The sequence below is a fragment of the Roseitranquillus sediminis genome (genome assembly GCF_016918935.1).
Taxonomy (GTDB): Bacteria; Pseudomonadota; Alphaproteobacteria; order Rhodobacterales; family Rhodobacteraceae; genus Roseitranquillus; species Roseitranquillus sediminis.
Genome location: NZ_JAFFOB010000012.1, coordinates 1 through 25454 on the forward strand (window position 1 = coordinate 1; position 25454 = coordinate 25454).

Consider the following 25454-nt stretch of genomic DNA (forward strand, 5'->3'; position numbering starts at 1 on the left):
CATGAGCACGTGCTCAGGCATATGCCTAAGCCTCCATGGCTATGCCTGGGGGTCCGGTCGAAACGGGGGCCAGTTCATAAACTGAGGATCAGTCGAACACCCGCACCGGCTGCTCGTCCCAAGGCAGCGATGCAACGAAGCACAGGTCGTAGAGGCTAATCGCGCAGGGTTCGCGGCGCACGACCAGTCGCTCGAGGACTTCCGGTGCCAGCCATGCGAGGCGCAGGAGGCGGCTCACGTAGCGGTCGGACAGGCCTTCCTCGGCGGCGAGATCGGCGATGGTGGTGACCTCGCCGCGCTGCATCCGCTGCCGCCATGCCCATGCCCGGCCGATCGCGCGCAGCACGCGGGGATCCTGTCCCCGAGGCGGGTCCGACGTCTCGACGTCCTTCGGCGGAAGGATGCGCGGCCGTCCACCCCGTTTGCGGACTGTGAGCGGGATGTGAACGCGGATCGTGTCGTTCGCGGGCATCAGGCGGCGTCCTCCTGCGCTGGCGTCATGAGGCTCGCCAGCGCGCCGAGCCCGTCATGACGGAGATCGATGTCGAGCCCATCTTCGCCCACCGTCACACGCGCCACCAGCAACTGGACGACGCGGGCCTGCTCGGCCGGGATCAGCGCCTTCCAAAGATCGTCGAACTGCGTGACCGCCGCGGTCACGGTGCCTTCGTCGAGGTCGGATCGCTCCTTCTTCGGCGCGCGGCCGGTGCGCGCGATGATCTCCGGCGTACGCAGCACCCGCCGGATCTCGCCGATGACCGCTTCCTCCACCATGGCGGCGGGCAGCCGCTGGGGCCCGCGCAGCTCGGCCGTGGGCCGTTTCTGAATCACGTCCATCGAGACGTAGTAGCAGTAACGCCTGTTGCCCTTCTTCGTGTGGTGCGGGGTCATCGCGGCGCCGGTCCCGGTGAAGATCAGTCCGCGCAGCAGCGCCGGCTCAGTGCTTCGGGTGCGTCCGGCGCGCTGGTTCCGGTTTCCGGAAAGCACGGCATGGGCGGCGTCCCACAACACCGCATCGACGATTGGCTCGTGCATGCCGGGATAGGTCTCGTCCTTGTGGGTGATCTCGCCGCGGTAGATGCGGTTGTGCAGCAGCTTGTAGAGCGCCCCGCGATCGATGGGCCGGCCGCGCTTGGATCGGATGCCGCGGGCGTTCAGTTCCCGGATCACCGCAGCGGTGGAATCGGACCGCGCGAAGAGCTCGAACATGGTGCGGACCTGCGTGGCCTCGGGCTCGTTCACGATCAGCTTGCGGTCGACCACGTCGTAGCCGAGCGGCACGTAGCCGCCCATCCACATGCCCTTCTTCTTCGAGGCCGCGACCTTGTCGCGGATCCGCTCGCCGATGACCTCGCGCTCGAACTGCGCGAAGCTGAGCAGGATGTTCAGCGTCAGCCGTCCCATGGACGTGGTGGTGTTGAACGACTGGGTGACGGAGACGAAGGTCACGCCGTGGCGGTCGAAGATCTCGACCAGCTTCGAGAAGTCCATCAGCGCGCGGCTGAGGCGGTCGATCTTGTAGACCACGACCACATCGATCAGCCCGTCCTCGACATCGGCGATCAGTTGTTTCAGCGCAGGCCGGTCCAGCGTGCCGCCCGAGACACCGCCGTCGTCATAGCGCTCGCGCCGGCAGGCCCAGCCCTCGGCGCGCTGACTGGCGATGTAGGCCTCGCAGGCCTCTCGCTGCGCGTCGAGGCTGTTGAACTCCATGTCGAGCCCTTCCTCGCGCGACTTGCGGGTGTAGACGGCGCAGCGCAAGCGGCGCGTCGGTTCGGTCTGGGTCTTTCTGGTCATCGGGCGCCTCCGGTCTGGTCGAGCCCGAAGAACCGCCAGCCGTTCCAGTGCGCGCCGGTGATCGCGCGGACGGCGGCCGAGAGCGATTTGAAGCGCCGCCCCTGCCATTCGAAGCCGTCCGCCAGAACGGTGACCATGTGTTCTTCGCCGCCCCATTCGCGGACCAGCTTCGTGCCCGGCGCTGGCTTGCGCGGGTCCGCCACCATGCCGCCCAGCTTGCCGCTCATGACCTCGTCGGCCAGTGCATCGAGCGTGCGGCGCGTCTCGTCGAGGCGCGGCGCATCACCGTGGACACGACGCGGATTGCCTCGGAGAGCTTCCCGATGGCGGTACCGCCCGAGGAGGCCGAGCGGCGCTGCCGCCGCGCGCTGATGGAGGCATGGGTGGGGCGCGAGACGGCGGCGTTCCGTCTGCCGCCCTCGCGCCTCGCGCTAGATCCGGCCGACGCGATCCGGCTCGCGCATGACGGGCGGCTGGTCAACTTGCGGCTCGTCTCCATCGCCGACGCCGAGGCGCGTGGCATCGAGGCGGTGCGCCAGGATCGCGCGACCTACGACCTGCCGCCTGGCGATCCCCGCGCAGCTTCACTGACGCGCGCTGTCGTGTTCGGCGCGCCGGACGCGGTGCTGCTGGACTTGCCGCAGCTGACCGAGGACCAGCCCGCGCACCGGCCGCTGGTCGCTGCGCATGCGGTTCCCTGGCCCGGCGAGACGGCGGTTTTCCGCAGCCCCTCGACCGATGGCTTCGAGCTGCTGACCACGTTCGGCAGCCGCGCCCGGATCGGCACACTGGTCTCGGACTTCTTTGCGGGACCGACGTCGCGCTTCGACCTCGGCAACTCACTGGTGGTCGAATTGCTGACCGGCACGCTGGAGAGCGTCACCGACCTGACGCTGTTCGGCGGGGCCAATGCGCTGGCGGTGGAAACCGCGTCGGGCGTCTGGGAGATCGTGCAGGCGGGCGCGGCGGAACTGCTGGCGCCGGGTCGGTATCGGCTGACCCGGCTCCTGCGCGGACAGCGCGGCACCGAGGGCGCCATGGGCAATCCGGCACCCGCCGGCGTGCGGGTGGTGGTGCTGGACGACAGCCTCGCAACGCTACCAATCGCCGAGGCCGATCTCGGCATCCCGTGGAACTGGCGCATTGGTCCGGCGAGCCGCCCGGTCAGCGACGAGACCTATGTGGCGCAGGCGTTCACGCCCACGGGCACCGGCCTGCGGCCGTTCTCGGTCGCCCATGTGGAGCAGCCCTGGCGCATGCCACGCAGTCCCGGCGATCTGACGATCCGCTGGACGCGCCGGTCCCGGGCACTCGCGGCCGACAGTTGGAGCGGGCTCGAGGTTCCGCTCGGCGAGGAGCTGGAGGCCTACGAGGTCGAGATCCTCGACGGCGCCACCGTGAAGCGCGTGCTGAGCGCGAACACCACCAGCGCCGTTTACACCAGCGCCCAGCAGACCGCCGATTGGGGTGCGCCGCTCGCGCCCGGCGACACGCTCGACATCCGCATCTACCAGCTCTCCGCCCTCGTGGGGCGGGGCGCGCCGAAAACCGTCACGCTGACACTCTGAAGGCCATCCCATGTCCGACGCCACGACCCATCTCCTGCTTCCCTACATCCTGGCGGCGCAGGCCCAGAAGCACGTCACCCACAACGAGGCGCTGCGGCTGCTCGACGGGCTGGTCCATCTCTCGGTGCTCGACCGGGACCTGACCGCGCCGCCCGGCAGCCCCGCCGAAGGCGACCGCTACATCGTCGGCTCGGGCGCAACCGGCGACTGGGCGGGCTGGGATCTGAACGTGGCGCTCTGGACCGACGGGGCGTGGCTGCGCCTGCCGCCGCGGACCGGTTGGCGGGCGTGGGTTGAGGACGAGGGCCTGCTGCTGGTCTACGACGGCGCGGGCTGGATCGGGACGACGCCGGACGCGTTGCAGAACATGGCGCTGCTCGGCGTCGGCACCACGGCGGATGCGTCGAACCCGTTCTCGGCCAAGCTCAATGCTGCGCTCTGGACGGCGAAGACCGTGGCCGAGGGCGGCACCGGCGATCTCTTCTACACCATGAACAAGGAGACCGCTGGCGACGATCTCGGGCTGACCCTGCAGACCGGCTTCGTGACCAAGGCGCTGGTGGGGCTGTTCGGCTCCGACCGCTTCCGGCTCGCGGTCTCGGCCGACGGCAGCACCTTCTTCGACGGGCTCAGCGTCGACAACGCCACCGGCATCGTCGACCAGCCCCGGCTGCCGCGCTTCAAGGCGTATACGAACTACGACAACTATGTCGGCGTCGGGATCTGGACGAAGATCGGCCTGAACAACACCGACTACATCGATCAGGGCGCGTTCGACGCCGCGAACAATCACTTCGTGGCCCCGGTCGACGGCACCTACCTCTTCGGCGCGACACTCCTCTACAAGATCAACGCCAGTACGTCGGCGCGGATGAGCGGGCGGCTCCTCGCAGATGCCATCGAGCAGGCGGGCCTTGCGCCGGATGCTGCTCATGTTGAGGTCGAGCGCGAGTGCGATCTTCTCTTCCGGCACGCCGCGTTCGATCGCCTTGCGGATCATCCTGTGCTCCTGGATCGGCGCGAGGCGGCTGACCTGTCGGTTGTAGGTGAAGGCTTCGTCGTCGGTGGAGACGAGGCATTCCACTTCCTGAGCGCCGGCCTCCTTCAAGGCTTCGATCCGCAGGTGGCCGTCGAGCAGCAGCCAGGTGGCGGATTCGTCGGGGTTCCGAACGACGACGGGTGGCTCGACGATCCCGATCTGGGCGATCGAGGCCACGATTTGCCGATACTTGCGGCCGGATTTCGCGTTCTTGCCGAGGGTCCGCAATGGCAGGATCGCGTCGATGGGCAGCGTCAAACAATCGTCCTCGAACCCGAGGTTGACGCCGGCCGGAGGCTGGTGCGCATCGCGTTTCATGCTGGAGCCCCGTCCGGGACCGCGCGAGCGAGATCGGCGGGCATCGACTCGAGACCCTCGGCCCGCAGCAGCGTCATGAAGTGCGCGTCCGCGCAGAGCTTTCGGAAGGCTTCACGCACGAACATCAGTCTACCCTGTGTCAGCTCTGCCTTCTTGATCAGCAGCTTCTGGCGAGTGGCTTCCTGCTGGTAGGCGCGAACGAGGCCTTCGCTGGTCAGCGCCCGTTTCCCAACCCGGCTACCGAGCGGATTGCTCTTGATCTGCGGACCGCGCAGTTCGCGCTGCTGGATCAGGCGGCGCACGAGCGCGAGCTTCCGGCCGCGCAGCTTGTTCTGCGTGTACGCGTCCATCAGCGCCTTCTGCGCGCCCTTCGCGTCCGTCTTGGAAATCTGGATGGCGAGATTGAGGGGCAGAAGCCCGCTTTCCACGGCCGAAACCAGGCGCTCCTCTCCCTTTTCCAGCAGCCCGGCGATCATGTTCACATATTCGGTGGACACGCCGATCTTTTCGCCGATCTGACGGTCATTGTAGCCGCGCTGGCGGAGCGCGCCGATCTCGCGCATCAGGTCGATGGGGTTGTGCTGCCGCCGCGCACAGTTCTCGACGAGGCTCATGACGAGGCAGTCGCTCTCGTCGGCCTCGATCACAATAGCGGGGATATGGTCCTGCTTCAGTTCGACGAAGGCCTCGAGGCGGCCCTGACCGCAAACGAGGTCGTACTCCTGCGGATCGGTCCCGGGGCGCGGTGCCACGGTGATCGGGCGCTTCAGGCCGATGCGTGCAATGTTCTCCACCATTGCCTCGAAGGTGCGCCGGTTGCGAACGCGGGGATTAAGGACCCGAACCCTGTCGGTCGGGATCAGGGTCACCTGCTTCTGGCTGGTCGGCTCAATATCGTCGGGCATCACGCCACCTCCGCGATCCTGGCCCGCGAGGCGAGCGCGTAGAAAAAATCGAGCGTGTCGAACGGTACGCATCGAGCGCGAGGCCGTTCTGCTCGGCGAATGTCAGTTTCCCGAAGGTCATGTCGATGCTGGGCAGCACGTAGTAGTCGCGCGGCGCCTCGTTCACCTCGTCCATGCGCACGGCGATGGTGATGTCCGGCACCAGTCCGGTGTCGAGGCGGATGCGCCAGCGCAGCGCACCGGCCGCCGTTGCCGTGCAGCGGGCCAGCACGATGGACACGGTGAACTCGTCGTTGACGCGAACCAGGTCGGTATTCGGGTCCTGCGCGGCCGACCCGCCGTGTCGGACAACGCCGCCGATGATCTCGGCGACGACCTGCGGATGCGCCAGCCGCAGGGCCCGGTTGATCTCGATGTAGCTGTAGTCCCGGTCGGGCTCGTAGCCGATCAGCCGGTACGCACGCAGCAGGCTACCGAAGCGGCTGCGGTAGGCGCTGGAGGACGGCAGGTCGTCCTCCTCGTCGATGATCAGCCCCGACAGCATGCCCTGCCGCTTGAGGATTGCGTGCAGGGCGTCGAGCAGTTCCGCGTCCGAGAAATGGCGGCTGCGCGCGTCGACGATCTCCCGCGCGCGCTGGAACAGCACCTTATCAACGATGGCGGGATAGGCGCCCTCGGCCCGGATCCACATCTCGCGCGGGTTCACCACACGGCGCTGCTTCAACTTGAAGGACATCTTCGCAAAGACATTGTTCCCGATGTATTTCTCGTTGGTCAGCACCTGATGGACCGTCGCCCGGGTCCACGGCCGATCGAGATCCGTGCGGTGTCCTTCGGCGTTCAGTGCCTCCGCGATCTCGCGCTCCGGGCGCCCCTCGTTGACGAACATCTCGTACATGCGCTGGACGACCCTCTGTTCCTCCTTGGGGCCGGGGACCAGGATCACGCGGTCGGTCTGCAGGCTCTTCTGCTCGCCGCGAGACAGCTCGCCCTTCAGATTGCCATGCTCGTCGATCAGGACCCGTCGCAGCCCGTATCCAGCCGCTCCGCCCTGGCGATAGCCCAGCTCGACGAGCCGGCATTGCCCGGCGAAGACCTTCACAGACAGCTCGCGACTGTACTCGCCGGCCATCACGCGCTTGACGGTCTTCAGGAGGTTCGAGCCAATACTGCCGTCGTTCTCGAACTGCTCGCCGCAGTAATGGACCCGGATGCCGGCGCGGGAACAGATGTGCTCGTGATAGGCGCCCTCGTCGGCGTCCTGAAACCGGCCCCAGCGGCTGACGTCATAGACGAGGATCGCCTTGAAATCGGCTTGGCTGGATTGGACCTCGGCCATCAGGTTCTGAAGCGCCGCCCGGCCGTCGAGTCGCAGCCCGGATCGCCCGGAGTCCTCGAACACCCGCAGGATCTGCAGGCCGCGGGCGGCGGCATAGCTGCGGATGACGTCGAGCTGGTTCTCGGTCGAATATTTCTGGTGATCGGTCGACATCCGGACATAGGCGACGGCCGGAACGTCCTGTTCAGCGCCCGCGCTGTCGTCCTCGCTGTTCACCCGACCGCCTCTCACACGTGGATCTCCCCATCACCGCCAACGAGGCCAGCACCGCTGTGCGGGGTACTCGGCAATAACGTCGGACACAGGGGACACTCGAGCGTTCGGAAACTCGTTCTCCGATAGGGGCAGGTCCTTTCCCAGCCCGCCATTCAGCCGTTGCAACCGTTGGCTGGCGCGAGTCGCAGATTTGAAAAACATTGTCGTCACCGTCCCATAGAGACCTGCTTGGCCAGACGAAGTCGGGGGGTCGTCTCGGGCGCAAAGCAGATTCTCCCGTTTTCATGGCTCTCCAAAGATTTAACGGAGAGAAACATGGAGATGCGGGTGAAGATGGGCACAGTTGTGCCGAAGATGGGCACAGTTTTGCACCTGGACGGCATTCCGGGCGATTATCGTGGTGCGATAGCTTTGGCTTTGCATACGGAGGTCGGCTCGACTCATCGGGCGATCAAGACCGCGATGCGGTGGACGGGAGCCAGCGAGAGAACCGTGAAATACTGGTTCGCGGGTGAGCGCGGGCCGAGCGGCGAGCACCTGATTCTACTCGCGCGGCATTCCGACGCCATCGTGTTGGTGCTCCTGGCGCTGGCGGAGCGGTGGATCGACGATTAGGAGCGTGCGCTACCTCCGGGGTCCATGCCACCTCTTGTCCTGTGTTCGTTTTTGGTTATCTTGAATACAGCAGAAGGAGGACGGCCCCCATGCCGCGCACCACAACGATGACCGTACGCGTGAGCGGCGCTCTCAGCGAGTTCGTCACGACGAACGTTGGCGAGGGCGGCGCCTATGAAAACGTCAGTGAGTACATCCGCGACCTGATCCGCCGCGACAAGGAGCGCGCGGAGCGCGAAGCCTTCGATCGCCTGAAGGCCGAATTGAACCGGGCGTTCGCTGCGCCCGAGGAGAGCTACACACCCATGGCTGCCGCCGAGGTAATCGCTCGAAACCGGCGGGCCTGAGCCCATGGCGATCCGGGTCCAAGAAGCGGCCTCGGTGCGTCTCGACGAGATCTACCGCTACACCCGCGACCAGTGGGGCGAAGCGCAGGCCGAGACATACATCACCGGGCTGTTCGACGCCTTCGAGAAGATCGAAACCCGCGGAGTGATGTCGAGGCCCGTGCCGGCCGAGTTCGGGGTGGAGGGATACTTCTTCCGCTACGAGCGGCATTTCGTGTACTGGAGACGGCTCGGCAATGGCGACATCGGCATCGTCACCATTCTGCACGAGCGGATGCACCAGATCGACCGGTTCAAAGACGACTTTGGATAAACCATTGTAGGACAAGGGAAATACAGATCAGAAGCCGATCTGCGGAAGCTCGAAAGAGGTGGAGAAGGTTCGACCGCAGGCCCATCCCCTCCGCCACTTTATCCCCCGCGACGTGTTGCGAACATCATCATCGTGCAGCAAAACTACTTGCGGCACCGGGTTGCCCAGTCGGCTCCTTTCTTGCTCCGCATCTTGCATCAGGCGTCGCCCAAGGGCCGGGTGTCATCACCACTTCTTCCATGAGTCCCGTTCTCAGGGTCGGCACCTGCCACCTCCGGCATCGGCGGACCGCAGGGCGCGCCGTCTCCTCAGTTTCGGATGTCCGCAGGATGGTGTTCTCGTCCTACTTCGGTTGGAGTCACGTTTCGCGCGCTCGCCGGTAGGTTGGGCGCCGTGTCCCCAAATATGCAGGCGAGCGGTCCGAGGCGCTGGAGGATCTCCCCGTCGAGGTGCTGGCGCGTGGCTGTCGGTTCGGTACGAGGCTGAAGGTTTCCAAAGGGTCCTCCTGGCCACAGCGAATATGGCTCTTGCAATCGCCCTTCGCGTCGGCTTCGTTGTCGGCTCACAACTCGTCTCGCTTCAGCGGCAGACGCTGTCTTCGTGGACTCGTGCGCGAATGGCGAGGAATGGGAGGAATCGATGAGACGCACTTTTTCCGGTCCTGCGGGACGGCTCGCCCTGATCTCGGGACTCGCTGCCGCCGGCTGGCTGGCCCCGTCGGCATCCGGCGGCGAGACGCATGCGCCGCTTGACCATGGGTATTCCGCAGCGGGGCCCGACCTCATCCACCTCGCTCAGGCCGATGCCGGTCCGGTCGAGCGTCCGGTCTCGTACTCAATGGATCAGGCCGATCGCGGAGAGGATCGATACGCTACAGATTGCGAGGAATGCCACGGTGACGATCTCAGAGGCGGGCTGAACGGCGGCCCGCCGCTGCGCGGCCTGGCGTTCGAGGAGAAATACACGGGCGACTTGCCGGCTTCGCTGCTGTTCTCGTACATGAGCAGCGAGATGCCGCCGAACGCGCCCGGACGCTATCCGCCGACCACTTACGCCGATTTGACCGCCTACGTCCTGAAGCGGAACGGTTTCCAGCCTGGCGCTCCGCTGCCGGCAGACCTGGACGCGCTCGGCTACCTGATCATGGAGAAATGACCGAGGCCGGCGGGGGTGCGCGAACCAGCCGTTGATCGTGGAACTGCCGAGCCTCAACCTTACGCTCCAGTTGATCGGTTTCCGCGTCCTGGCGCTTTTGCTCATCGCAGGGGTTCAGGGCTGCGCAATCGCAGGCGCGGCAGTCGTCCTCGGCGACAAGGGACCCAAGTACGACGGCCGCTTGACGATCAGCCCATCCGGTCACGTCGACCTCGTCGGCGCGATGGGCCTGATCATATTCGGTCTTGGCTGGACGAAGCCGGTCGATGTCGAGGCCAGGCAACTGCGCTTCGGCCACTTCGGTGTGCTGCTCGTCGTGCTCGCTGGTTTCGCCGCCCTCCTTGCCACCGCAGCGCTGCTTGCCGCGCTGATCCTGCCGGCGCTGACGGTTCTGCCGCATACGGCCGCGCTGACGACGGCGGCCTTCCTGAGGTTTGCCAGTAGCCTCTGCATCTGGATCGGATTGTTCAGCCTCATCCCGATTCCGCCACTGACCGGCGGCATGCTGCTGGACACCTTTGTCGCTCCTGTCCCGCGAAAGGCGCGGGGCGTTATTGCTGTCTTGCTGCTGGTGGCGGTGGCTTTCGGCTTCGTCCGCCAAGTTCTCGCGCCGGCGCATGCCGAGCTGGCGACGGCCATTCTCGGCGACTGAGGGTTCGTCAGAGGGTGGGGATCATACCGTCTCGCGCCATCGGCGCAGCGCCATAGCGCTCAAGGATCGCCGCAAGCGTCCCGTCGGACTCGATCTTCCGAAACGCCTCGACAACCTTGCGCTTCAGCGTGAGGTCCCCTTTCCAGAGCCCGAAGACCAAGTTGTGGCGGGCGAGCTCCTCCGGCAGATAGGCGACCCACCAATCGTTTTCCGCAGCGATCGCGCCTGCCAGCAGCGCCTCGGTGATGCCGGCGTCGAACTCGCCGCTGGCGACGCCCTCGGCCAACGACTCGGCGCTGCGCACGACGCGGATGGTGACATCCTCGCGACGTAGGTAACTCGACAGGCCGATGCGGTCGAGGCCGGACACGAGGGTCAGCACCCCAACGGTCAGACCGCCGGCATCGCCCAGCGGCTCCGGCGCGACGATCGCCCAACCCGTCTCGGCGTATGCCGGGCCTATGTCCAGGAATGACCGCGTCAGCGTGGAATCGACCACGCCTCCGGCAAGTATCTGGCACTTGCCTCGGTTTATGGCCCAGTTGCGCGGGTTGAAGTCGCGGCCCATCGCGTCGTTTGGGTCGAGCAGCAGATTGACCCCGAGGTGTTCGGCGACCACCCTGAGGATCTCGATGTCGATCCCGGGACGCTCGGAATCGCCTGTTACCAGCGGCGGATAGCTTCGCGGGACGCAGGCGCGGATCGCATCGTTGGCCTCGACCTCGTCCAGTGACGTATCGGGCGGCAGCAAGGTCACCAACCCGAGCAACAGGGCGACAAGGGCGAGGCCGCCCAAGTCGTTGGCGAGACTTCGGAACGTAGGCATCGCCGGACGCTCAAGCCCTGCGGAAATCGAGCAGCGCGACCGCGAACAGCACGATGGCGGCCATCACCATTACCGATACGCCAAGCATGGGATCGAACTGGTTGTAGTTGATCAGTACGCCGCGCAGTGCGTCCACCGCATAGGTCAGCGGGTTCCACTCGACGAGCGTGACCAGCCATTCGGGATAAACGACGCGCGTCTGGGCTCGGGTCAGGGCCGGGTCGAGGGGAAAGATCGAGCTGGACGTGAAGTAGAGCGGCAGGATGACCGCATTGGAAAAGACGCCGAAGCCGGCGAAGCTGCGGACGCGGTTGGCGATCACCACGCCGAGCGACGTCAGCGCGAAGGCCAGCAAGGCCATGAGACCGAGCGCCCGGAACACGTCGGGCCACGTCAGGGGAACGTCCGCGAACCGCGCGAGAAGAAGGACCAGACAGCCATGGACGACCGCCACCGTCGCGCCGCCCAGAACCTTGCCGAGCAAGATCATGCCGCGCGACATGGGCGACACGAGCACTTCTCGCAGGAATCCGAACTCGCGGTCCCAGATGACGGAGACGGCCGACTGCACCGACGTGTACATGATGTTTAGCGCGACGACGGCCGGAAAGATGAACTGGAGGTAGGTGAACGGCACGACGAAGGTCACCTCGCCATAGACCTCGCCACGAAAATACGGATTGAGGCCGATTCCGAGGATCAGCACCCAGAGGATCGGGCGACTGATCCCGCCCACGAGCTGCCCGCGGTCGCGGAGGGCGCGCTTCACTTCGCGAAGCCATATGCCGTAGAGCCCGCCGAGCTGAACGAGCAGCATCGACCTATCGGCGGATGACATCGCGCGCTCGGTCATCGGGTGTGCTCTCCACCGCGCTTGCCAAAGGCGCGTGTCTGCTCACGCGCACCGGCAGCCTGATCACGAAGCTCCCGTCCGGTCAGCGACAGGAACACCGTCTCGAGGCTCGGCACCTCGACCGCCAAAGACCGGATGCGGCCGCTGTACTCGCCGAGCACCGACTCGACGAGGGCATCGTCCGAGGTCAGCAGGATCGTGTCGCGCGTCTCGCCTGCAAGGCGGTTCGCGTAGCGGCTGAGGATCGCCTGGCGATCGCTGTCGGTCTTCGGAATGACGCGCAGCAACTGCTGGCCGTGTTCCCGCTTCAGCGCCGCGGGCGTGTCGAGGGCCAGGACCTTGCCGTTGTCGATAACGCACACCCTGTCGCTCTGCTCGACTTCCTCGATGTAGTGGGTGGTCACGAGCACGGTGATCTGCCGCTCGTCGCGCAGTCGGTGGATGTAGGACCAGATGCGGTCACGGGTCTGGGCGTCCAGTCCGACGGTGGGCTCGTCGAGCAGCATGATCTCGGAATCGTGGACCAGCGCGCGGGCGATCTCCAGGCGGCGCTTCATGCCCGACGACAGCGTCCGCGCCGGCCGATCGGCCCAATCCGTCAACTCCACAAGCGACAGCATCTCTTCGATCCTCTGCCGCCGGCGCTTTCGCGGCACTCCGTAGACCAGACCATGCAGGTTGAGATTTTCCGCGACCGTCAGTCGGTCGTCGAGGCTCGGCTCCTGAAAAACGATGCCCAGGCGGCGGCGGGCGGCGAGAGGTTGCCGGACCACGTCGAACCCGCCGATCCGCGCCAAGCCTCCGTCGGGGCGCAGGATCGTGCAGAGGATGTGAAGCATCGTGGTCTTGCCGGCGCCGTTCGGCCCAAGGAGCGCGAACAGCTCCCTGCCGCGGACGTCGAAGCTGACCTCGTCGAGCGCCAACGTTCGCCCGTAGCGCTTCGAGACCTTGTCGACCTGGACGACGGGCGCGGAGTCCGTAGGTCCGTCCATCAGGGCGCGGCCGTCGCCGGGAATCCGTACTCATCGAGGATGGCCTGGAGGGTCCCGTCCGCAGTCAGCGCGGCGATTGCCTCGTCGACAGCCGTCCGCAAGAAGGTCTCGTCGGAGAGCATGAGCGCACCGACGCCAAGTGTCGTCGGCGGCAAGGGTCTCGGCTCGATCACGCGAAGTTCGGCGTAGGCGGCATCCTCCCGCTGTTTGGCCCAGAGGGTCGGAGCCCAGACGAGAGCGGCATCGACCGTGCCCTCGAGAAGCGAACCCAGGGCAAGGTCGGCTGTTCCCATCGGGTAGGTCGGCCAGCGCTCGTCCCGTGGCAGCGCCGAGAGGTACGAGACCAGCCGAAGGTGCGCCTGACTGCCGATCGTTGCGCCGATCGGACGCGAGGGTTCGAGATCGGAGAGCGAGGCGATCTCCGGATCGGCAGTGACGTACACATACCGGGTTTCGTAGTAGGGGCGCGTGACGGTGACCCAGGTCGGATAGCCTTGCGGGATCAGCTTGAAGCCCATGTGCATGTCACAGTGCTTCAGCAGGATCTCGTAGACGGCGGTGATGTCTTCGAGGACGATGCTGCCTTCGACCACGTGCCGCTGCGGCTCCAGCAGCAGGCCGCGGGCGATGGCGTCGGCGATGGCGCCCGCCACCTCCCAGTCCGGGTCGCGACGATCCACGCAGTAGCGAAGCTGCGACTCGTCCAGTCTCCTGCCATAGGTCCACTGGTTCTGGGTATAGGGACGGTCGAAGAACTCCGGCTCCTGCGCCGCAGCCGGTGCCGGCTTCGCCAACGCCAGGACCAGGGCCAGAAGCGGAACGACCAGTGGCGCGAAAGCCGCAGGTGATTTCATGGGACCTCAGGTAGGCAACGGGCGGACTGGTCAACTTCCAGATCCGCCCGCGCCGGTCTTGGAGATATGCTTCGCGGATCAGTCGGGAAGCGCGAAGACGTAGAGCGTGATCGGGTCGTTCGCCGGAAGCTTCACCTCAGGTGTCAGCGAGGCCAGGCGCCCGAGACCCGAGGCAAAGTTGGCCGTGATCGCGACGTACTGCTTTCCGTCCGCCTCGTAGCTGATCGGAAAGGACTCGAGCGAGTTGCTGAGCTTTCCACTCTCCCACAGCTTCTCGCCCGTCTCGTCGTCAAACGCCATGAACTTGCGGTCGAGGCTGCCTACGAACACCACGCCGCCTGCGGTCGGCAGGGTGGAGCTGGTGATCGGCGGGCGCTGCCGGTACTGCCACGTCTCCGAGTGGTCCGCGAGGTTGATGGCACGAACCTGGCCGATGTTGCCGTCGCTGTCAGGCACCGGCACGCGCGAGTAGGTCTGCAGGCCGCCACCGGTGTAGATCTGGCCCGGATCGAGCGGGTTCACCGTCGTGTTCGAGCAGAACTCGACCGTCGGCAGATAGAGCGTCTCGGTCCGCGGGCTGTAGGCCGCTGCCTGCCACGCCTTGGCGCCAGGGTCGGCAGGGCAATGGAACACGCTCTCGCCAATCACCGGGATGACGTCGGGGTTGATCTCCTTCTCGCCCGTCTCCGGGTCAATCGAGAGCACCACGTCCTGCGGCGCGGTTTCGACGTGCCACAGCCACTCGCCGTTGGTCCGATCGATCGACTCGACGATGCCGGTCTTGCCCACCGTCACCGACTGCTGACGCGTCTCGCCGTCTACCGGCAGGTCGACGAGAATGCGCTCGTAGACGTAGTCGAGGTCGAGCGAGTCAGTCGGCAGGTGCTGGAAGTACCACTGGAGCTCGCCGTTGGTGGGATCGAGCGCGAGGGTGGCGTTGGTGTAGAGCGCGTCGTTCGTGACATCCGGGTCCGAGCTCGGCGGGATCAGCCCGGCGATCTCGAGGTTCCACGGATAGGGCTGGCCGACGCCGGCGAAGACAAGGTTCTGCTCGACGTCGTAGGTTCCCGGGATCCAGGCCGACGCGCCGAACCGGCTTTCCAGCGGAACGCCGTTCCAGCTGTTGCCCTCGGGCGTGTCGCCACGGGCGATCGTGTGGAAACGCCACAGCTCCTCGCCGGTATCCGGATCATGGCCCGTGAAGAAGCAGCCCCCCGGCTGGGCATTGCTGCAGCTCGTCATGCCTTGGACGATCACGCCGTTGGCGACGATCGGTCCGCTGGTGTAGCCCCAGCCGTGCTCGTAGTTGGCGACCTGCTTGTCCCAGATCAACTGGCCGGTCTTGGTGTCGAGCGCGATCAGGTGGGCGTCGCGCGTCGCGACGATCAGCTTGTCCTCGTAGATCGCCTTGTTGCGCATGCCCCGGGGATCGACGTCGTCGGGCAGCTCGTAGAAGTACTCCCAGATGAGATCGCCCGTGGCGCCGTCGAGCGCCTGGATCACGTGGTCGGAGTTCTGGATGTAGACTATGCCGTCATGGGCAAGCGGGGTCTCCTGCGTCCGTCCCGGAGTCATGCTCCAGGCCCAGGCCAGCTGGAGGTCGCCTACATTCTCCTTGTTGATCTGGTCGAGCGGGCTGTAGCCCCAGCCGTCGTAGGTGCGCCGCCACATCAGCCAGTCGCCGTCGGGCGGGTTGCGCAGCATCTCGTCGGTGACGGGCGTCACCTGATCGATCGCGCTGTCTGCCTCCTGTGCCACCGCAAGCGTGGTGCATGCGCCGAACGCGAGAGCCGTCGCGCACAAGAGTCGCGTTTGTCGTTCCATCATGTAGATCTCCTCCCGACCGCTGTAAGCCGGTCCATTCTTGCCGTCACCGCCGGAAATCGCGGCGTCGCCATCAGCGCCTTTACGCTAGGCGAGGGTTCTGGCGCGGTCAAAGCGATTCCGCAGCCATGCAGCGCCTCGCGAGCACGCAAACGTGAATGCCCGATTTTTCGGAACAGCTTTTCCGGCGCGTCGTCGACTGCTCGGACGCAGTTCCAACGCGTGCGGCGTTCTCGGTACATGTGTCTCCCAGCTACCGCGCAAACGGGACAGCGGTCTGCGCAACAGCGCGGTGGCCGCCTTGCAAGTCAGCGATCCTTCACGAAATTGTCGTCAGACAACCCGAGGAGAGGACAGATGCTCTTACGATCGATCGGTCTGACTGCGGCCGTCATAGCCAGTCATGCGACGGCCGCTGCAGCTCAGGAGAACCTGACACCGCTCCTTTCGCCGGCGGAGCTGGCCGAGGTTCGCGAGGGGATGGACCCTCTGATCCTCGACATTCGCGCAGCCAAGTCCGAAGGCGAGGCGCCGTCCTACGCCGTCGGTCACGTCGAGGGTTCGATCAGCGCCCCCTATTCGCTCTTCCGCGGCCCCGCGGAGAATCCGGGCCAGCTTCCGTCCGAGCAGGCGCTTACCGAGACGCTTCGCGGCCTCGGCGTGACGCCGGAACGGCCGACGGTGATCGTTTACCAGGGTGCGGACGTCAGCGACTTCGGCGCGGCTGCTCGGGTGTATTGGACGCTGAAATCGAGCGGCGTGAGCGAACTCGCAATCCTGAACGGCGGCATCGCGGCCTGGATCGAGGCGGGTCAGTCGCTCTCGACCGAGAGCACGGCTGCCGAGCCGAGCACGATCCAAGTCAGCTTCTCTGAGGAATGGCTCGCCACCGCCGAGGATGTGCAGGCGGTGCTCTCCGGCGAGGACGAGGCGACACTGATCGACGCGCGGCCCGAATCATTCTGGGCTGGCGAGGAGATGCACGGTGCCGCGGCGCGCCCCGGCACGCTGCCGCAGTCGGAGTATTTCGTCCATTCGAGCTGGTTCGGCGACGGACCGGCCATCGTCGACGCCGCGGCGGCGCAACAACTCGCCGAGGAGGCGGGCTACGCGGACGATGCGCAGCTGATCTCGTTCTGCAACACAGGCCATTGGGCGGCGACGAACTGGTTCGCGCTGAGCGAGCTTGCCGGCCTCGACAACGTGAAGCTCTACCCGGAGTCGATGGTCGGCTGGTCGAACGCCGGCTACGAGATGGCAAACGTGCCGGGGCCGCTGCGCACCATCTGGCTTCAGATCAAGAACGTCTTCTAGGAACCCCATGACTGACGCGACACTGGCGCGCCCCGGCCGGATGGGCCGGGGCTTTCAACGTACGGTTCTCGTCGCTGCGGTGCTCGCGGCGACCTTTGCCGTCGCGTCGACGGCCGGGGCACGGTATGGACTGCTGCTGCTGATCGGGCTTGGCTTCGGCATCACGCTCGAGGGCCTGCGCTTCGGCTTCGCGGGCCCATGGCGCGCGATGATTGTCCGGCGCGAGCCGGCGGGGTTGCTGGCGCAGCTCGCCGCCATCGCGGCGGTCGCGGTCGTGGCGATCCCGCTCATCAGCGAGAATGGTACGGAACTGGTCGGCGCGCACGCGCCCGTCGGATTCGCCATGCTGGGCGGAGCCTTCGTCTTCGGCGCGGCGATGCAGGTAGTGCTTGGCTGCGGATCCGGCACTCTCGTGAACGCGGGCAGCGGCAACCCACTCGGCGTCCTCGCCCTGCCCTTCTTCGCGATTGGCAGCTTCGCCGGCGCATTCCATCTGACCTGGTGGACCGAGCTTGGCACGGCGCCGCTCGTCGTCCTCGACGGCTATGGCGGTGTTGCGATGACGCTGCTCGGTCTGTCAGCGGTCGCCGCCGTGATCCTGTGGCTTGCGGCGCCCGGCACGCGCCGGGTTCCACGGCGGCTGTGGCTGGCGGCGGGGCTGATCGCAGCGTTCGCGCTCGCCAACCTGATCGTCGCGGGACAGCCGTGGGGTGTCGTCTATGGCCTTGGCCTCTGGGCGGCGAAGGGGGCGGAGACGCTCGGCGTGGACCTCGCGGCGTCGACCTTCTGGAGCCTTCCCGTGAACGTCGAGCGGCTTGAGCAGAGCCTGCTGACGGACGTCACCTCGCTCACCAACATCGGCATCATCGGCGGCGCGTTCGTGGTGGCCGCCTGGCGCCGCGGGCTGTCGCAGCCAATCCCCGACCTGCCGCTCCGCGCGTGGGCGGCGACGGTCGTCGCGGGCTTCCTGCTCGGCTACTCCTCCCGGCTCGCGTTCGGCTGCAACGTGGGCGCCTTCTTCAGCGGCGTCTCGACCGGAAGCCTGCACGGCTGGGCGTGGTTCGTGATGGCTTTCGCCGGCTCGTGGTGCGGCATTCGGCTGCGACCGGCACTCGGCATCGAGGGGCGACCATGACCCGGCGGGTGACGGCAACCGCGGCGCTGGCACTGGTTGCCGCGCTTGTCCTGCTCGACGTGGCGGGCAGTGCGCCGATGAACCCGTTCCAGGCGCCGCCCCTGCTCGCGCTCGGATCGGGCGAGGCCGCCGGCGGCGCCCATTGCGCTGCACTTCCGACGGCGGATTAGACCGCTCCCTGCGCTCTCTGGAGGCACGGCTTCGGCGCGTATGACCGTCCTCAGGACGACGTTTCCGCCGAGCCTCACAGCGGCCAGATCAGGGGGATGAGCAGACAGGCCGTGACGCCGGTGACGAGGTTGAGAGGCAGACCGATGCGGGTGAAATCGGTGAACCGGTAGCCGCCTGGTGCATAGACCATCGTGTTGGTCTGGTAGCCGATCGGCGTCGCGAACGCGAGAGTCGCCGCGAACATCACCGCGACGACGAGCGGCCGCGGGTCGAGATTGAGGCTCTGTCCAAGCGAGATCGCCACCGGCGTGACGATCACTGCGACGGCGTTGTTGGACAGCAGTTCCGTGAGGATCTGGGTCAGGAAGTAGAGCACGAAGAGCACCGCGAGCGGCGGCAGTCCGGCGAGACACGGCGACAGCGCGTCGACGATCAGCCGCGCTGCGCCCGAGCGGTCCATCGCCTCGCCGACCACGAGCATCGCGAGGATCAGGATCAGGAGCGGCGCGCTGATCGAGGCGTAGGCCTCCTGCGGCTCGATGGTGCGTGACGCGAGAAGGACGACCACGCCCAGCATCGCCAGGATCTGGATCGGCGCCACTTCGAAGGCGGATAGCGCCACGACGGCTGCGAGCACGGCCAGCACGAGAGGCGCGCGCTCGCGCCGGAACGGCCGATCCCTAGTTTCGTTGAGCTCCGTGAGATCCATCTCCGCCGCCAACCTGCGGATGTCGTCAGGCGCGCCTTCGAGCAGCAATGTGTCTCCCACCCGCACCACGACGTCTTCGAGCTGGCGCCCGATGTTCCGACTGCGCCGATGAATGGCCAGCGGATAGACGCCGTAGCGCCGCCTGAGCCGCAGCTGCCCGAGCGAGCGCCCCGCCATGCGGCATCCGGGCAGGATCAGCGCCTCGACGGTCGTGGTCGCCTTGGAGCTCACGCGGTCGACCAGCGCGACCCTGTTCGAGTCCCGGAGACCGAGGAGCTCCTGCATCTCGGTCCGGATCACCACCCGGTCACCCTCGGCCAGCGTTACGTCGGCGAGATGGTGCCGCAGGCTCTCGTCACCACGGATCACGTCGATCACGAGCGTGCCTTCGCGCTTGAAGAGGGGAACCTCCGTCGCCCGCTTGCCGATCAGGGACGAGTTCTCGGGCACGACGACCTCGGTGAAGTACTTCATGCGCTTCCTCACTCCGAGGAGTTCCGAGACGGATTCCCGGTTCGGCAGGAATCTCGGCACGAGCGCACATAACGTGACGAAACCGACGACCGTCACCGCGGCACCGAGCGGCGCGATCTCGAAGAGACCGAAGGGAGCCATCCCCCGCTCTCGCGCCACGCCGTCGACGAGGATGTTCGTCGAGGTCCCGATCATCGTCATCATGCCGCCAAGGACGGTCTGGTACGAGAGAGGGATCAGGAGCTTGGAGGGCGAGAGCCCCATCGCATGCGCGAGCTGCACCGTGACCGGGATCATCACCGCGACGAGGGGCGTGTTGTTGGTGAAGGCCGAGGCGACCGACACCACCAGAGCGACGAGGCAGATGACCATGATCCTGTTCTCGGCGGCCCGGCGCGAGACGAACCAGGCAAAGCTGCCAATGAGGCCGGTTCGCACCAGCCCTGCAGAGACGATGAACATCGCGGCGATCGTCCATGGCGCAGGGTTCGCGAATACCTCGAGCACGCCGTCGGGCGGAACGATGCCAAGCAGGACGACGGCCGCCGCGCCCAGCATCGCCGTCACCTCGACCGGATAGCGCTCGAGAACGAAGAGCGCGAACATGACCGCCAGAACAACGAGCGTGGCGTAAGCTGCGAGATCCGGCTGCAAAAGTTGAGCGTCCACCGACTTGCCCCGCCTGTTGTCCCGAGCGAGCTCGGCCTTGCAGCATCGCCGAGCAGCTGCCGCTGCTCAAGCGGCTTGATGACGAGCGTTCGAGTGACCGCCGCCATGACGTCACCAGCGGCCACCGACTAGGAGAGCGATGCGTGCTCAAGCTGGAAAATCGGGCGAAGCGGCGGGCCCGGAGGCTCTGACCAGTCGTTGTCACGAAGAGGCCCGGCTTCCGCCGGATCCCGCGCGCAACGCCGGAAGCCAAGGGCTTTGAGACGCGGAGAGTGCAGCATGTCGGCGATCATGACCCTTGTCGTCTACGCCTCCGCGGCCTTTGCCGAGATCGCCGGCTGCTTTGCCGTATGGGCGTGGATGCGGCGCGGAGCGTCGGCGCTGTGGCTGTTCCCGGGCGTGCTTTCGCTCGTCGCGTTCGCCTGGCTCCTCGCGCTGTCGCCCTCGATCTTCGCGGGTCGTGCCTATGCGGCCTACGGAGGAGTGTACGTCGCCGCCTCGCTCGCCTGGCTATGGGCAGTCGAGGGACGGCGTCCCGACGGCTGGGACGCCGCGGGCGCGCTGCTCGTCCTGATCGGCGCAGCAACTATCCTGTTCGCTCCGCGCGAAGGATGACCGGAAGGGGCGAGCCTTGCGCCTCGCTGGCCGCGTGACCCGCGGCGTCTACTTGGGCGCGCCAGCAGCGTGCTCTGACAGGCGCCGCGCCATTCCCACGGCCCTATGCCCGGTATAGCCATCGGTTGGGCGACATGAGCGCCGGTAAAACTGAAGGACGATCCATATGACGGACAGGACCATTCTCATTACCGGCGCCGGCAGCGGCATCGGCCGCGGCACCGCCGAACTGTTCCTCGCCGAGGGCTGGCGCGTCGCCATGTTGGGCCGGCGCGAAGCCGCGCTGGCCGAGACGGCCGGCAACCGCCCGAACGCGCTGATCCTGCCGTGCGACGTCACCGACGAGGAGGCCGTCGACACGGCCTTCGACCGTCTTGCCGCCACCTGGGGCCGTCTCGACGTGCTCTTCAACAATGCCGGCACCACCGCGGCCGCCGCCCCGATCGACGAGATCCCCGTCGAGGAGTGGCGCCGGGTCTGCGACGTCAACATCACGGGCATGTTCATCGCCGCGCGCGCCGCATTCCGGCAGATGCGCCGCCAGTCGCCGCAGGGCGGGCGGATCATCAACACCGGCTCGATCTCGGCACATGCCCCGCGGACGGGCTCGACGCCCTACACCGTGTCCAAGCACGCGGTCACCGGCCTCACCCGCGCACTCTCCCTCGACGGGCGCCCGTTCGACATCGCCTGCGGGCAGATCGACATCGGCAATGTGCTGACCGAGATAACGCGCCAGATGGCGGCGAGGGACGTGCTTCAACCTGATGGTACGACCGCACCGGAGCCGATGATGGACGTCTCCGACGTCGCCCGGTCGGTCCGCCACATGGCGACTCTCCCGTTGGAGGCAAACGTCCAGTTCATGACGGTAATGGCGACCAAGATGCCCTACATCGGCCGCGGCTGACCGAACGCGCGGACGCGCGACGCGCCTGCTCTCGAGGATCGAAACTTGTCACAGGTCAACTCGTGATGCAGGCTCGGCAGGACAGACGGAACCCGCCGATCGCAATTGCCTCCTGAGGCCGGCACTCGAACGGGAGCGGATGATGAACCTCGAGTCAGCGATCAACCACTCGGCCGAAGGCGAACTTCGCGCGGCGATCCGCCACCGATACGGCAGCGACGAAGGGGCAGTCATCCGGGATCTGATGGAGCGGATCGGCCTCAGCCAGGGCGAGCGTCGGGCGGTGGCCGCCGCGGGCGCAGGCATCGTGTCGCGCGTCCGGCGCGAGACCTCGCCCAGCATGATGGAAAGCTTCCTGGCAGAGTACGGCCTATCGACCGAAGAGGGCGTGGGGCTCATGTGTCTCGCCGAAGCGCTCTTGAGGGTGCCGGACGCCGAGACCGTCGACGACCTGATCCAGGACAAGATCGAGCCGTCGGACTGGGGCGCGCATCTCGGCCACTCGTCGTCCTCGCTGGTCAACGCCTCCACCTGGGCGCTGATGCTGACGGGGCGTGTTCTCGACGACGATCCCAATCGTCCGGCCGCCGCCCTGCGCGGTCTCGTCAGGCGCATGGGCGAGCCCGTGGTCCGGCGAGCGGTGGCGCAGTCGATGCGGCTGCTCGGGCGGCAGTTCGTGCTGGGCCAGACGATCGAGGAGGGCATGAGGAACGCCCGCGAGCGCGAGAAGCAGGGCTACACCTACTCCTATGATATGCTGGGCGAGGCGGCGCGGACGCATGCCGACGCCGAGCGCTATTTCAGGGCCTATGCGGACGCGATCGCCGCGATCTCGCGTGCGGCCAAAGGCGACGTGCGGTCTAACCCCGGCATCTCGGTCAAGCTCTCGGCCCTGCACCCACGCTACGAAACGACCCATCGCCCGACGGTCATGGAGGAGCTGGTCCCGCGCGCGCTGAAGCTGGCGCAGCAGGCGGCGAAGGCGAACATCGGCTTCAACGTCGACGCGGAGGAGCAGGACAGGCTCGATCTTTCGCTCGACGTGATCGAGGCGGTACTGTCGGACCCGAGCCTCCTAGGGTGGGACGGATTCGGCGTGGTGGTCCAGGCATACGGCCGGAGGGCGGCGCCGGTGATCGAGTACCTCGGCGCGCTGGCCGAGCGGCTCGATCGGCGGATTATGGTGCGGCTGGTCAAGGGCGCCTACTGGGACACCGAGATCAAGCTGGCGCAGGAAATGGGCGTGAACACGTTCCCTGTTTTCACGCGCAAGGCGAACACCGACGTTAGCTACATGGCCTGCGCGCGGATGCTGCTGGACCGGCGCGACCGGATCTATCCGCAGTTCGCCACGCACAACGCCCACACCTGCGCCGCCGTCCTCCAGATGGCCGGCAACGATCGCGACGGCTTCGAATTCCAGCGCCTGCACGGCATGGGCGAGGCGCTCCACGACATCGTCCGCAAGGAGAGCGGCGCCCGCTGCCGCATCTATGCCCCGGTCGGCGCGCACCGCGACCTGCTCGCCTACCTCGTGCGGCGGCTCCTGGAGAACGGGGCGAACAGCTCGTTCGTCAATCAGATCGTCGACGAGAGCATCCCGCCCGAGCGCGTGGCGCACGATCCGATTTCGGACGTGGAATCGTTCGGCCATCAGATCGCCAATCCGGCGATCCGCCCGCCCCTGCACCTCTTTGCACACCGAAAGAACTCGAAGGGCTTCCGCGTCAACGAGCCAGCGTCGGTCCTGCCCCTTCTCGAGGCTCGGGAGGCCTTCACGGACGCGACGTGGACCGCCCGTCCGATCCTCGCGGACGGACGCGATCCCGTTGGACCGGCGCAGGAGGTATATTCGCCCAGTAATCGCGGTCGGCTGATTGGCCACGTGCACGAAGCCACGCCCGAAGAGGTCGAGGCCGCGGTGACTGCCGCCGAGGCGGGCTTCCGCCAGTGGTCTGAGACCTCGATGGCGGAGCGCGCCGCAATCCTGCGCCGCGCCTCCGACCTCTATGAAGAAAACATGGCCGAGCTTGTCGCGATCGCGGCGCGCGAGGCGGGGAAGATCCTGCTCGACGGCATCGCCGAGGTGCGCGAGGCGGTCGACTTCCTGCGCTACTACGCCGATGAAGCCGAGCGGCTGGAGGAGGAGGAACCCGGCTCGGGGCGCGGCGTCTTCGTCTGCATCAGCCCTTGGAACTTCCCGCTCGCGATCTTCTCCGGCCAGGTGGCCGCGGCGCTGGCCGCAGGCAACGCAGTCGTCGCCAAGCCGGCCGAGCAGACGCCGCTCATCGCCGCCCGCGCCGTCGAGCTGATGCGCGAGGCCGGACTGCCGGAAGGCGCGCTCCAGCTCCTGCCCGGCGACGGACCGACCGTCGGCGGCCCGCTGACCTCGGACCCGCGCATCGCCGGCGTGTGCTTCACCGGCTCGACCGAAGTCGCGCAGATAATCCACAAGGCGCTCGCCGCGAACGCCGGACCGGATGCCGTCCTGATTGCCGAGACCGGCGGCCTGAACGCGATGATCGTCGACTCGACCGCGCTGACCGAGCAGGCGGTGCGCGACATCGTGGCCTCGTCTTTCCAGAGCGCCGGCCAGCGCTGCTCGGCGCTGAGGATGCTCTACGTGCAGGAGGAGGCGCGCGAGCGGCTGCTGGACATGCTCTACGGAGCGATGGACGCGCTCACGATCGGCGAGCCGTGGGACACGGCGACCGACGTGGCGCCGGTCATCGACGAGGAGGCGCAGCGCGGTATCTCCGCCTACGTCGCGGAGAAGCAGCGTGCCGGACACGTCCTGAAGTCGCTCGCCGCTCCGCCATCGGGGTTCTACGTGGGCCCGGCCGCCGTGAAGGTCGGTGGGATCGGCGATCTGGAGCGCGAGATCTTCGGCCCTGTGCTTCACGTCGCGAGCTTCAAGGCACGCGATATCGACAGGGTCGTCGACGACATCAACGCGCGCGGCTACGGCCTGACGTTCGGACTGCACACGCGGATCGACGACCGGGTGCAGCAGATCGTCGAGCGCATCCGGGTCGGCAATGCCTACGTCAACCGGAATCAAATCGGCGCCATCGTCGGCTCGCAGCCCTTCGGCGGCGAAGGTCTCTCCGGCACCGGCCCCAAGGCTGGCGGGCCGCTCTACGTCAACCGCTTCCGGCGCACGGAGCCGGTCGTGGAGCATCCGGCGCCCTCCGGTCCGGCGGTGGACGCAAAGGCGTTGCAGCGGGCGATGACGGGCGTGGACGCCCGCAACTGGGCGGCGCGGCCGGACAAGGTGGCGGTGCTCCGGCGGGCGCTCGCGGGCCGCGGCGGCATCGTGCGCAAGGCGCTGCTGGCGGCGGTCACGTTCGACCCCGGACCCTTCACGCTGCCCGGCCCGACCGGCGAGAGCAACCGGCTCAGCCTGCACCCGCGCGGCATTGCGCTCTGCCTCGGGCCCACGGCAGAAATCGCGCTCGCGCAGGCCACGCAGGCGCTCGCCGCAGGTTGCGGTGTCGTGGTGGTCGCGCCTGGTGCGAGGGACGCAGTCCAGCCGCTCATGGAGGTGGGCGCACCGGTCGAGGCGCTGGACGGAACCATCGAAGCGTCGACACTCGTGGGGCTCGACGGGCTGGCGTCCGTTGCGGCCGCGGGACGCTCAGACTGGACCGCTGGACTGCGCCGCGCTCTCGCAGAGCGCGCCGGACCCATCGTGCCGCTCGAGACGCAGGTGATCGCTCCGGCGCGCTTCTTCATCGAGCGGCACCTCTGCATCGACACGACCGCCGCCGGCGGCAACGCCAGCCTTCTCGCCGCCGTCGCCTGACGGCGGGGACGCGGAGGCGGCCCAGAGAGACGGGAGACA

General features: G+C 67.0%; 22 protein-coding genes and 4 pseudogenes. 13 read left to right on the plus strand and 13 right to left on the minus strand.

Going from position 1 to position 25454, the window contains the following annotated elements; all coding sequences use genetic code 11:
* Positions 1 to 88: 88 nt before the first annotated feature.
* The 3 genes from JM664_RS05915 to JM664_RS05925 all read right to left on the minus strand — a co-directional run bounded on the left by JM664_RS05915 (position 89) and on the right by JM664_RS05925 (position 2024).
* On the minus strand, positions 89 to 346 hold the full coding sequence (locus tag JM664_RS05915; protein WP_319637517.1) for a hypothetical protein: 258 nt from the start codon (positions 344 to 346) through the stop codon (positions 89 to 91).
* Positions 347 to 471: 125 nt separating this feature from the next.
* Positions 472 to 1797 (minus strand): recombinase family protein, encoded by a 1326-nt coding sequence (locus JM664_RS05920; RefSeq protein ID WP_227419003.1) that lies wholly within the window; start codon positions 1795 to 1797, stop codon positions 472 to 474.
* Entirely contained in the window at positions 1794 to 2024 is a 231-nt protein-coding gene (locus JM664_RS05925; protein WP_406675772.1) for a DUF2924 domain-containing protein, read from the minus strand. Before JM664_RS05925 ends, JM664_RS05920 begins: the two co-directional genes overlap by 4 nt.
* 30 nt (positions 2025 to 2054) lie before the next feature.
* On the opposite strand from JM664_RS05925, the pseudogene JM664_RS05930 reads away from it, so the two are divergent.
* Positions 2055 to 3365 (plus strand): annotated as a pseudogene (locus tag JM664_RS05930) (phage tail protein); the annotation flags it as partial.
* A gap of 10 nt (positions 3366 to 3375) precedes the next feature.
* Positions 3376 to 3690: pseudogene (locus JM664_RS05935) on the plus strand (DUF2793 domain-containing protein); the annotation flags it as partial.
* 615 nt (positions 3691 to 4305) lie between these two features.
* On the opposite strand, the pseudogene JM664_RS05940 reads toward JM664_RS05935, so the two are convergent.
* From JM664_RS05940 to JM664_RS05950, 3 genes and pseudogenes are all read right to left on the minus strand, one after another.
* Positions 4306 to 4722, minus strand: a pseudogene (locus JM664_RS05940) (ParB/RepB/Spo0J family partition protein); the annotation flags it as partial.
* A complete protein-coding gene (locus JM664_RS05945) occupies positions 4719 to 5627 on the minus strand; it encodes a plasmid partitioning protein RepB C-terminal domain-containing protein (protein ID WP_227419004.1) in 909 nt (302 codons plus the stop codon). The pseudogene JM664_RS05940 and the gene JM664_RS05945, both read right to left, overlap by 4 nt.
* Positions 5627 to 7119: pseudogene (locus JM664_RS05950) on the minus strand (recombinase family protein). Before JM664_RS05950 ends, JM664_RS05945 begins: the two are co-directional and overlap by 1 nt.
* A gap of 378 nt (positions 7120 to 7497) precedes the next feature.
* On the opposite strand from JM664_RS05950, the gene JM664_RS05955 reads away from it, so the two are divergent.
* The 4 genes from JM664_RS05955 to JM664_RS05970 all read left to right on the plus strand — a co-directional run bounded on the left by JM664_RS05955 (position 7498) and on the right by JM664_RS05970 (position 9612).
* Entirely contained in the window at positions 7498 to 7797 is a 300-nt protein-coding gene (locus JM664_RS05955) for a P-loop NTPase family protein (protein ID WP_227419005.1), read from the plus strand.
* Between the two features lie 89 nt (positions 7798 to 7886).
* Positions 7887 to 8144, plus strand: a complete 258-nt coding sequence (locus JM664_RS05960) for a ribbon-helix-helix domain-containing protein (RefSeq protein WP_227419006.1) — start codon at positions 7887 to 7889, stop codon at positions 8142 to 8144.
* 4 nt (positions 8145 to 8148) lie between these two features.
* Entirely contained in the window at positions 8149 to 8457 is a 309-nt protein-coding gene (locus tag JM664_RS05965; RefSeq protein WP_227419007.1) for a type II toxin-antitoxin system RelE/ParE family toxin, read from the plus strand.
* Positions 8458 to 9294: 837 nt separating this feature from the next.
* Positions 9295 to 9612 carry a c-type cytochrome gene (locus JM664_RS05970; RefSeq protein WP_227419008.1) on the plus strand — a complete coding sequence of 106 codons (318 nt, stop codon included), beginning with the start codon at positions 9295 to 9297 and terminating at the stop codon, positions 9610 to 9612.
* Here the strand turns inward: JM664_RS05970 and JM664_RS05975 are convergent.
* Entirely contained in the window at positions 9599 to 9910 is a 312-nt protein-coding gene (locus JM664_RS05975) for a hypothetical protein (RefSeq protein ID WP_227419009.1), read from the minus strand. The two genes, JM664_RS05970 and JM664_RS05975, sit on opposite strands and share 14 nt — an antisense overlap.
* 6 nt (positions 9911 to 9916) lie before the next feature.
* Between JM664_RS05975 and JM664_RS05980 the strand changes: the two genes are divergently transcribed.
* Positions 9917 to 10264, plus strand: coding sequence for a hypothetical protein (locus JM664_RS05980; RefSeq protein ID WP_227419010.1), 348 nt, complete (start codon positions 9917 to 9919; stop codon positions 10262 to 10264).
* Between the two features lie 7 nt (positions 10265 to 10271).
* On the opposite strand, the gene JM664_RS05985 is transcribed toward JM664_RS05980, so the two are convergent.
* The 5 genes from JM664_RS05985 to JM664_RS06005 all read right to left on the minus strand — a co-directional run bounded on the left by JM664_RS05985 (position 10272) and on the right by JM664_RS06005 (position 15616).
* Positions 10272 to 11090 (minus strand): substrate-binding periplasmic protein, encoded by an 819-nt coding sequence (locus JM664_RS05985; RefSeq protein ID WP_227419011.1) that lies wholly within the window; start codon positions 11088 to 11090, stop codon positions 10272 to 10274.
* 10 nt (positions 11091 to 11100) lie between these two features.
* Complete coding sequence (locus JM664_RS05990; RefSeq protein ID WP_227419012.1) at positions 11101 to 11943, minus strand: ABC transporter permease; 843 nt, start codon at positions 11941 to 11943, stop codon at positions 11101 to 11103.
* Positions 11940 to 12935, minus strand: coding sequence for an ABC transporter ATP-binding protein (locus JM664_RS05995; protein ID WP_227419013.1), 996 nt, complete (start codon positions 12933 to 12935; stop codon positions 11940 to 11942). The genes JM664_RS05990 and JM664_RS05995 overlap by 4 nt, the downstream gene beginning before the upstream one ends.
* Positions 12935 to 13789: a substrate-binding periplasmic protein gene (locus JM664_RS06000; protein ID WP_227419014.1), complete on the minus strand. Its 855-nt coding sequence runs from the start codon at positions 13787 to 13789 to the stop codon at positions 12935 to 12937. The genes JM664_RS05995 and JM664_RS06000 overlap by 1 nt, the downstream gene beginning before the upstream one ends.
* 78 nt (positions 13790 to 13867) lie before the next feature.
* The gene (locus JM664_RS06005) at positions 13868 to 15616 is read right to left on the minus strand and encodes a pyrroloquinoline quinone-dependent dehydrogenase (protein WP_227419015.1); all 1749 of its coding nucleotides are present in this window, start codon (positions 15614 to 15616) and stop codon (positions 13868 to 13870) included.
* 354 nt (positions 15617 to 15970) lie between these two features.
* Between JM664_RS06005 and JM664_RS06010 the strand changes: the two genes are divergently transcribed.
* Genes JM664_RS06010 through JM664_RS06020 form a run of 3 tightly spaced genes read left to right on the plus strand, consistent with a single transcriptional unit; the run spans position 15971 to position 18232 of the window.
* Positions 15971 to 16927, plus strand: a complete 957-nt coding sequence (locus JM664_RS06010) for a sulfurtransferase (protein ID WP_227419016.1) — start codon at positions 15971 to 15973, stop codon at positions 16925 to 16927.
* A 7-nt stretch (positions 16928 to 16934) separates the two neighbouring features.
* Entirely contained in the window at positions 16935 to 18062 is a 1128-nt protein-coding gene (locus JM664_RS06015) for a YeeE/YedE thiosulfate transporter family protein (RefSeq protein WP_227419017.1), read from the plus strand.
* Complete coding sequence (locus JM664_RS06020; RefSeq protein WP_227419018.1) at positions 18059 to 18232, plus strand: hypothetical protein; 174 nt, start codon at positions 18059 to 18061, stop codon at positions 18230 to 18232. Before JM664_RS06015 ends, JM664_RS06020 begins: the two co-directional genes overlap by 4 nt.
* Before the next feature lie 74 nt (positions 18233 to 18306).
* Here the strand turns inward: JM664_RS06020 and JM664_RS06025 are convergent, their stop codons facing one another.
* Positions 18307 to 20022: an SLC13 family permease gene (locus JM664_RS06025; RefSeq protein WP_227419019.1), complete on the minus strand. Its 1716-nt coding sequence runs from the start codon at positions 20020 to 20022 to the stop codon at positions 18307 to 18309.
* 342 nt (positions 20023 to 20364) lie between these two features.
* Between JM664_RS06025 and JM664_RS06030 the strand changes: the two genes are divergently transcribed.
* The 3 genes from JM664_RS06030 to putA all read left to right on the plus strand — a co-directional run bounded on the left by JM664_RS06030 (position 20365) and on the right by putA (position 25415).
* The gene (locus JM664_RS06030; RefSeq protein ID WP_227419020.1) at positions 20365 to 20700 is read left to right on the plus strand and encodes a YnfA family protein; all 336 of its coding nucleotides are present in this window, start codon (positions 20365 to 20367) and stop codon (positions 20698 to 20700) included.
* Between the two features lie 166 nt (positions 20701 to 20866).
* Complete coding sequence (locus JM664_RS06035; protein ID WP_227419021.1) at positions 20867 to 21610, plus strand: SDR family oxidoreductase; 744 nt, start codon at positions 20867 to 20869, stop codon at positions 21608 to 21610.
* A gap of 142 nt (positions 21611 to 21752) precedes the next feature.
* Positions 21753 to 25415 (plus strand): bifunctional proline dehydrogenase/L-glutamate gamma-semialdehyde dehydrogenase PutA, encoded by a 3663-nt coding sequence (gene putA, locus JM664_RS06040; RefSeq protein ID WP_227419022.1) that lies wholly within the window; start codon positions 21753 to 21755, stop codon positions 25413 to 25415.
* Positions 25416 to 25454: the final 39 nt, after the last annotated feature.

Coding starts and splice junctions, on each gene's coding strand:
- JM664_RS05960 (WP_227419006.1), top strand. CDS start 7,887: ATGCCGCGCACCACAACGATGACCGTACGCGTGAGCGGCGCTCTCAGC.
- putA (WP_227419022.1), top strand. CDS start 21,753: ATGAACCTCGAGTCAGCGATCAACCACTCGGCCGAAGGCGAACTTCGC.
- JM664_RS06015 (WP_227419017.1), top strand. CDS start 16,935: ATGACTGACGCGACACTGGCGCGCCCCGGCCGGATGGGCCGGGGCTTT.
- JM664_RS06025 (WP_227419019.1), bottom strand. CDS start 20,022: ATGTTCGCGCTCTTCGTTCTCGAGCGCTATCCGGTCGAGGTGACGGCG.
- JM664_RS05970 (WP_227419008.1), top strand. CDS start 9,295: ATGGATCAGGCCGATCGCGGAGAGGATCGATACGCTACAGATTGCGAG.
- JM664_RS05925 (WP_406675772.1), bottom strand. CDS start 2,024: ATGAGCGGCAAGCTGGGCGGCATGGTGGCGGACCCGCGCAAGCCAGCG.
- JM664_RS06030 (WP_227419020.1), top strand. CDS start 20,365: ATGTCGGCGATCATGACCCTTGTCGTCTACGCCTCCGCGGCCTTTGCC.
- JM664_RS06005 (WP_227419015.1), bottom strand. CDS start 15,616: ATGATGGAACGACAAACGCGACTCTTGTGCGCGACGGCTCTCGCGTTC.
- JM664_RS05995 (WP_227419013.1), bottom strand. CDS start 12,935: ATGGACGGACCTACGGACTCCGCGCCCGTCGTCCAGGTCGACAAGGTC.
- JM664_RS06020 (WP_227419018.1), top strand. CDS start 18,059: ATGACCCGGCGGGTGACGGCAACCGCGGCGCTGGCACTGGTTGCCGCG.
- JM664_RS05990 (WP_227419012.1), bottom strand. CDS start 11,943: ATGACCGAGCGCGCGATGTCATCCGCCGATAGGTCGATGCTGCTCGTT.
- JM664_RS06000 (WP_227419014.1), bottom strand. CDS start 13,789: ATGAAATCACCTGCGGCTTTCGCGCCACTGGTCGTTCCGCTTCTGGCC.
- JM664_RS05955 (WP_227419005.1), top strand. CDS start 7,498: ATGGAGATGCGGGTGAAGATGGGCACAGTTGTGCCGAAGATGGGCACA.
- JM664_RS05965 (WP_227419007.1), top strand. CDS start 8,149: ATGGCGATCCGGGTCCAAGAAGCGGCCTCGGTGCGTCTCGACGAGATC.
- JM664_RS05985 (WP_227419011.1), bottom strand. CDS start 11,090: ATGCCTACGTTCCGAAGTCTCGCCAACGACTTGGGCGGCCTCGCCCTT.
- JM664_RS06035 (WP_227419021.1), top strand. CDS start 20,867: ATGACGGACAGGACCATTCTCATTACCGGCGCCGGCAGCGGCATCGGC.
- JM664_RS05945 (WP_227419004.1), bottom strand. CDS start 5,627: ATGCCCGACGATATTGAGCCGACCAGCCAGAAGCAGGTGACCCTGATC.
- JM664_RS06010 (WP_227419016.1), top strand. CDS start 15,971: ATGCTCTTACGATCGATCGGTCTGACTGCGGCCGTCATAGCCAGTCAT.
- JM664_RS05920 (WP_227419003.1), bottom strand. CDS start 1,797: ATGACCAGAAAGACCCAGACCGAACCGACGCGCCGCTTGCGCTGCGCC.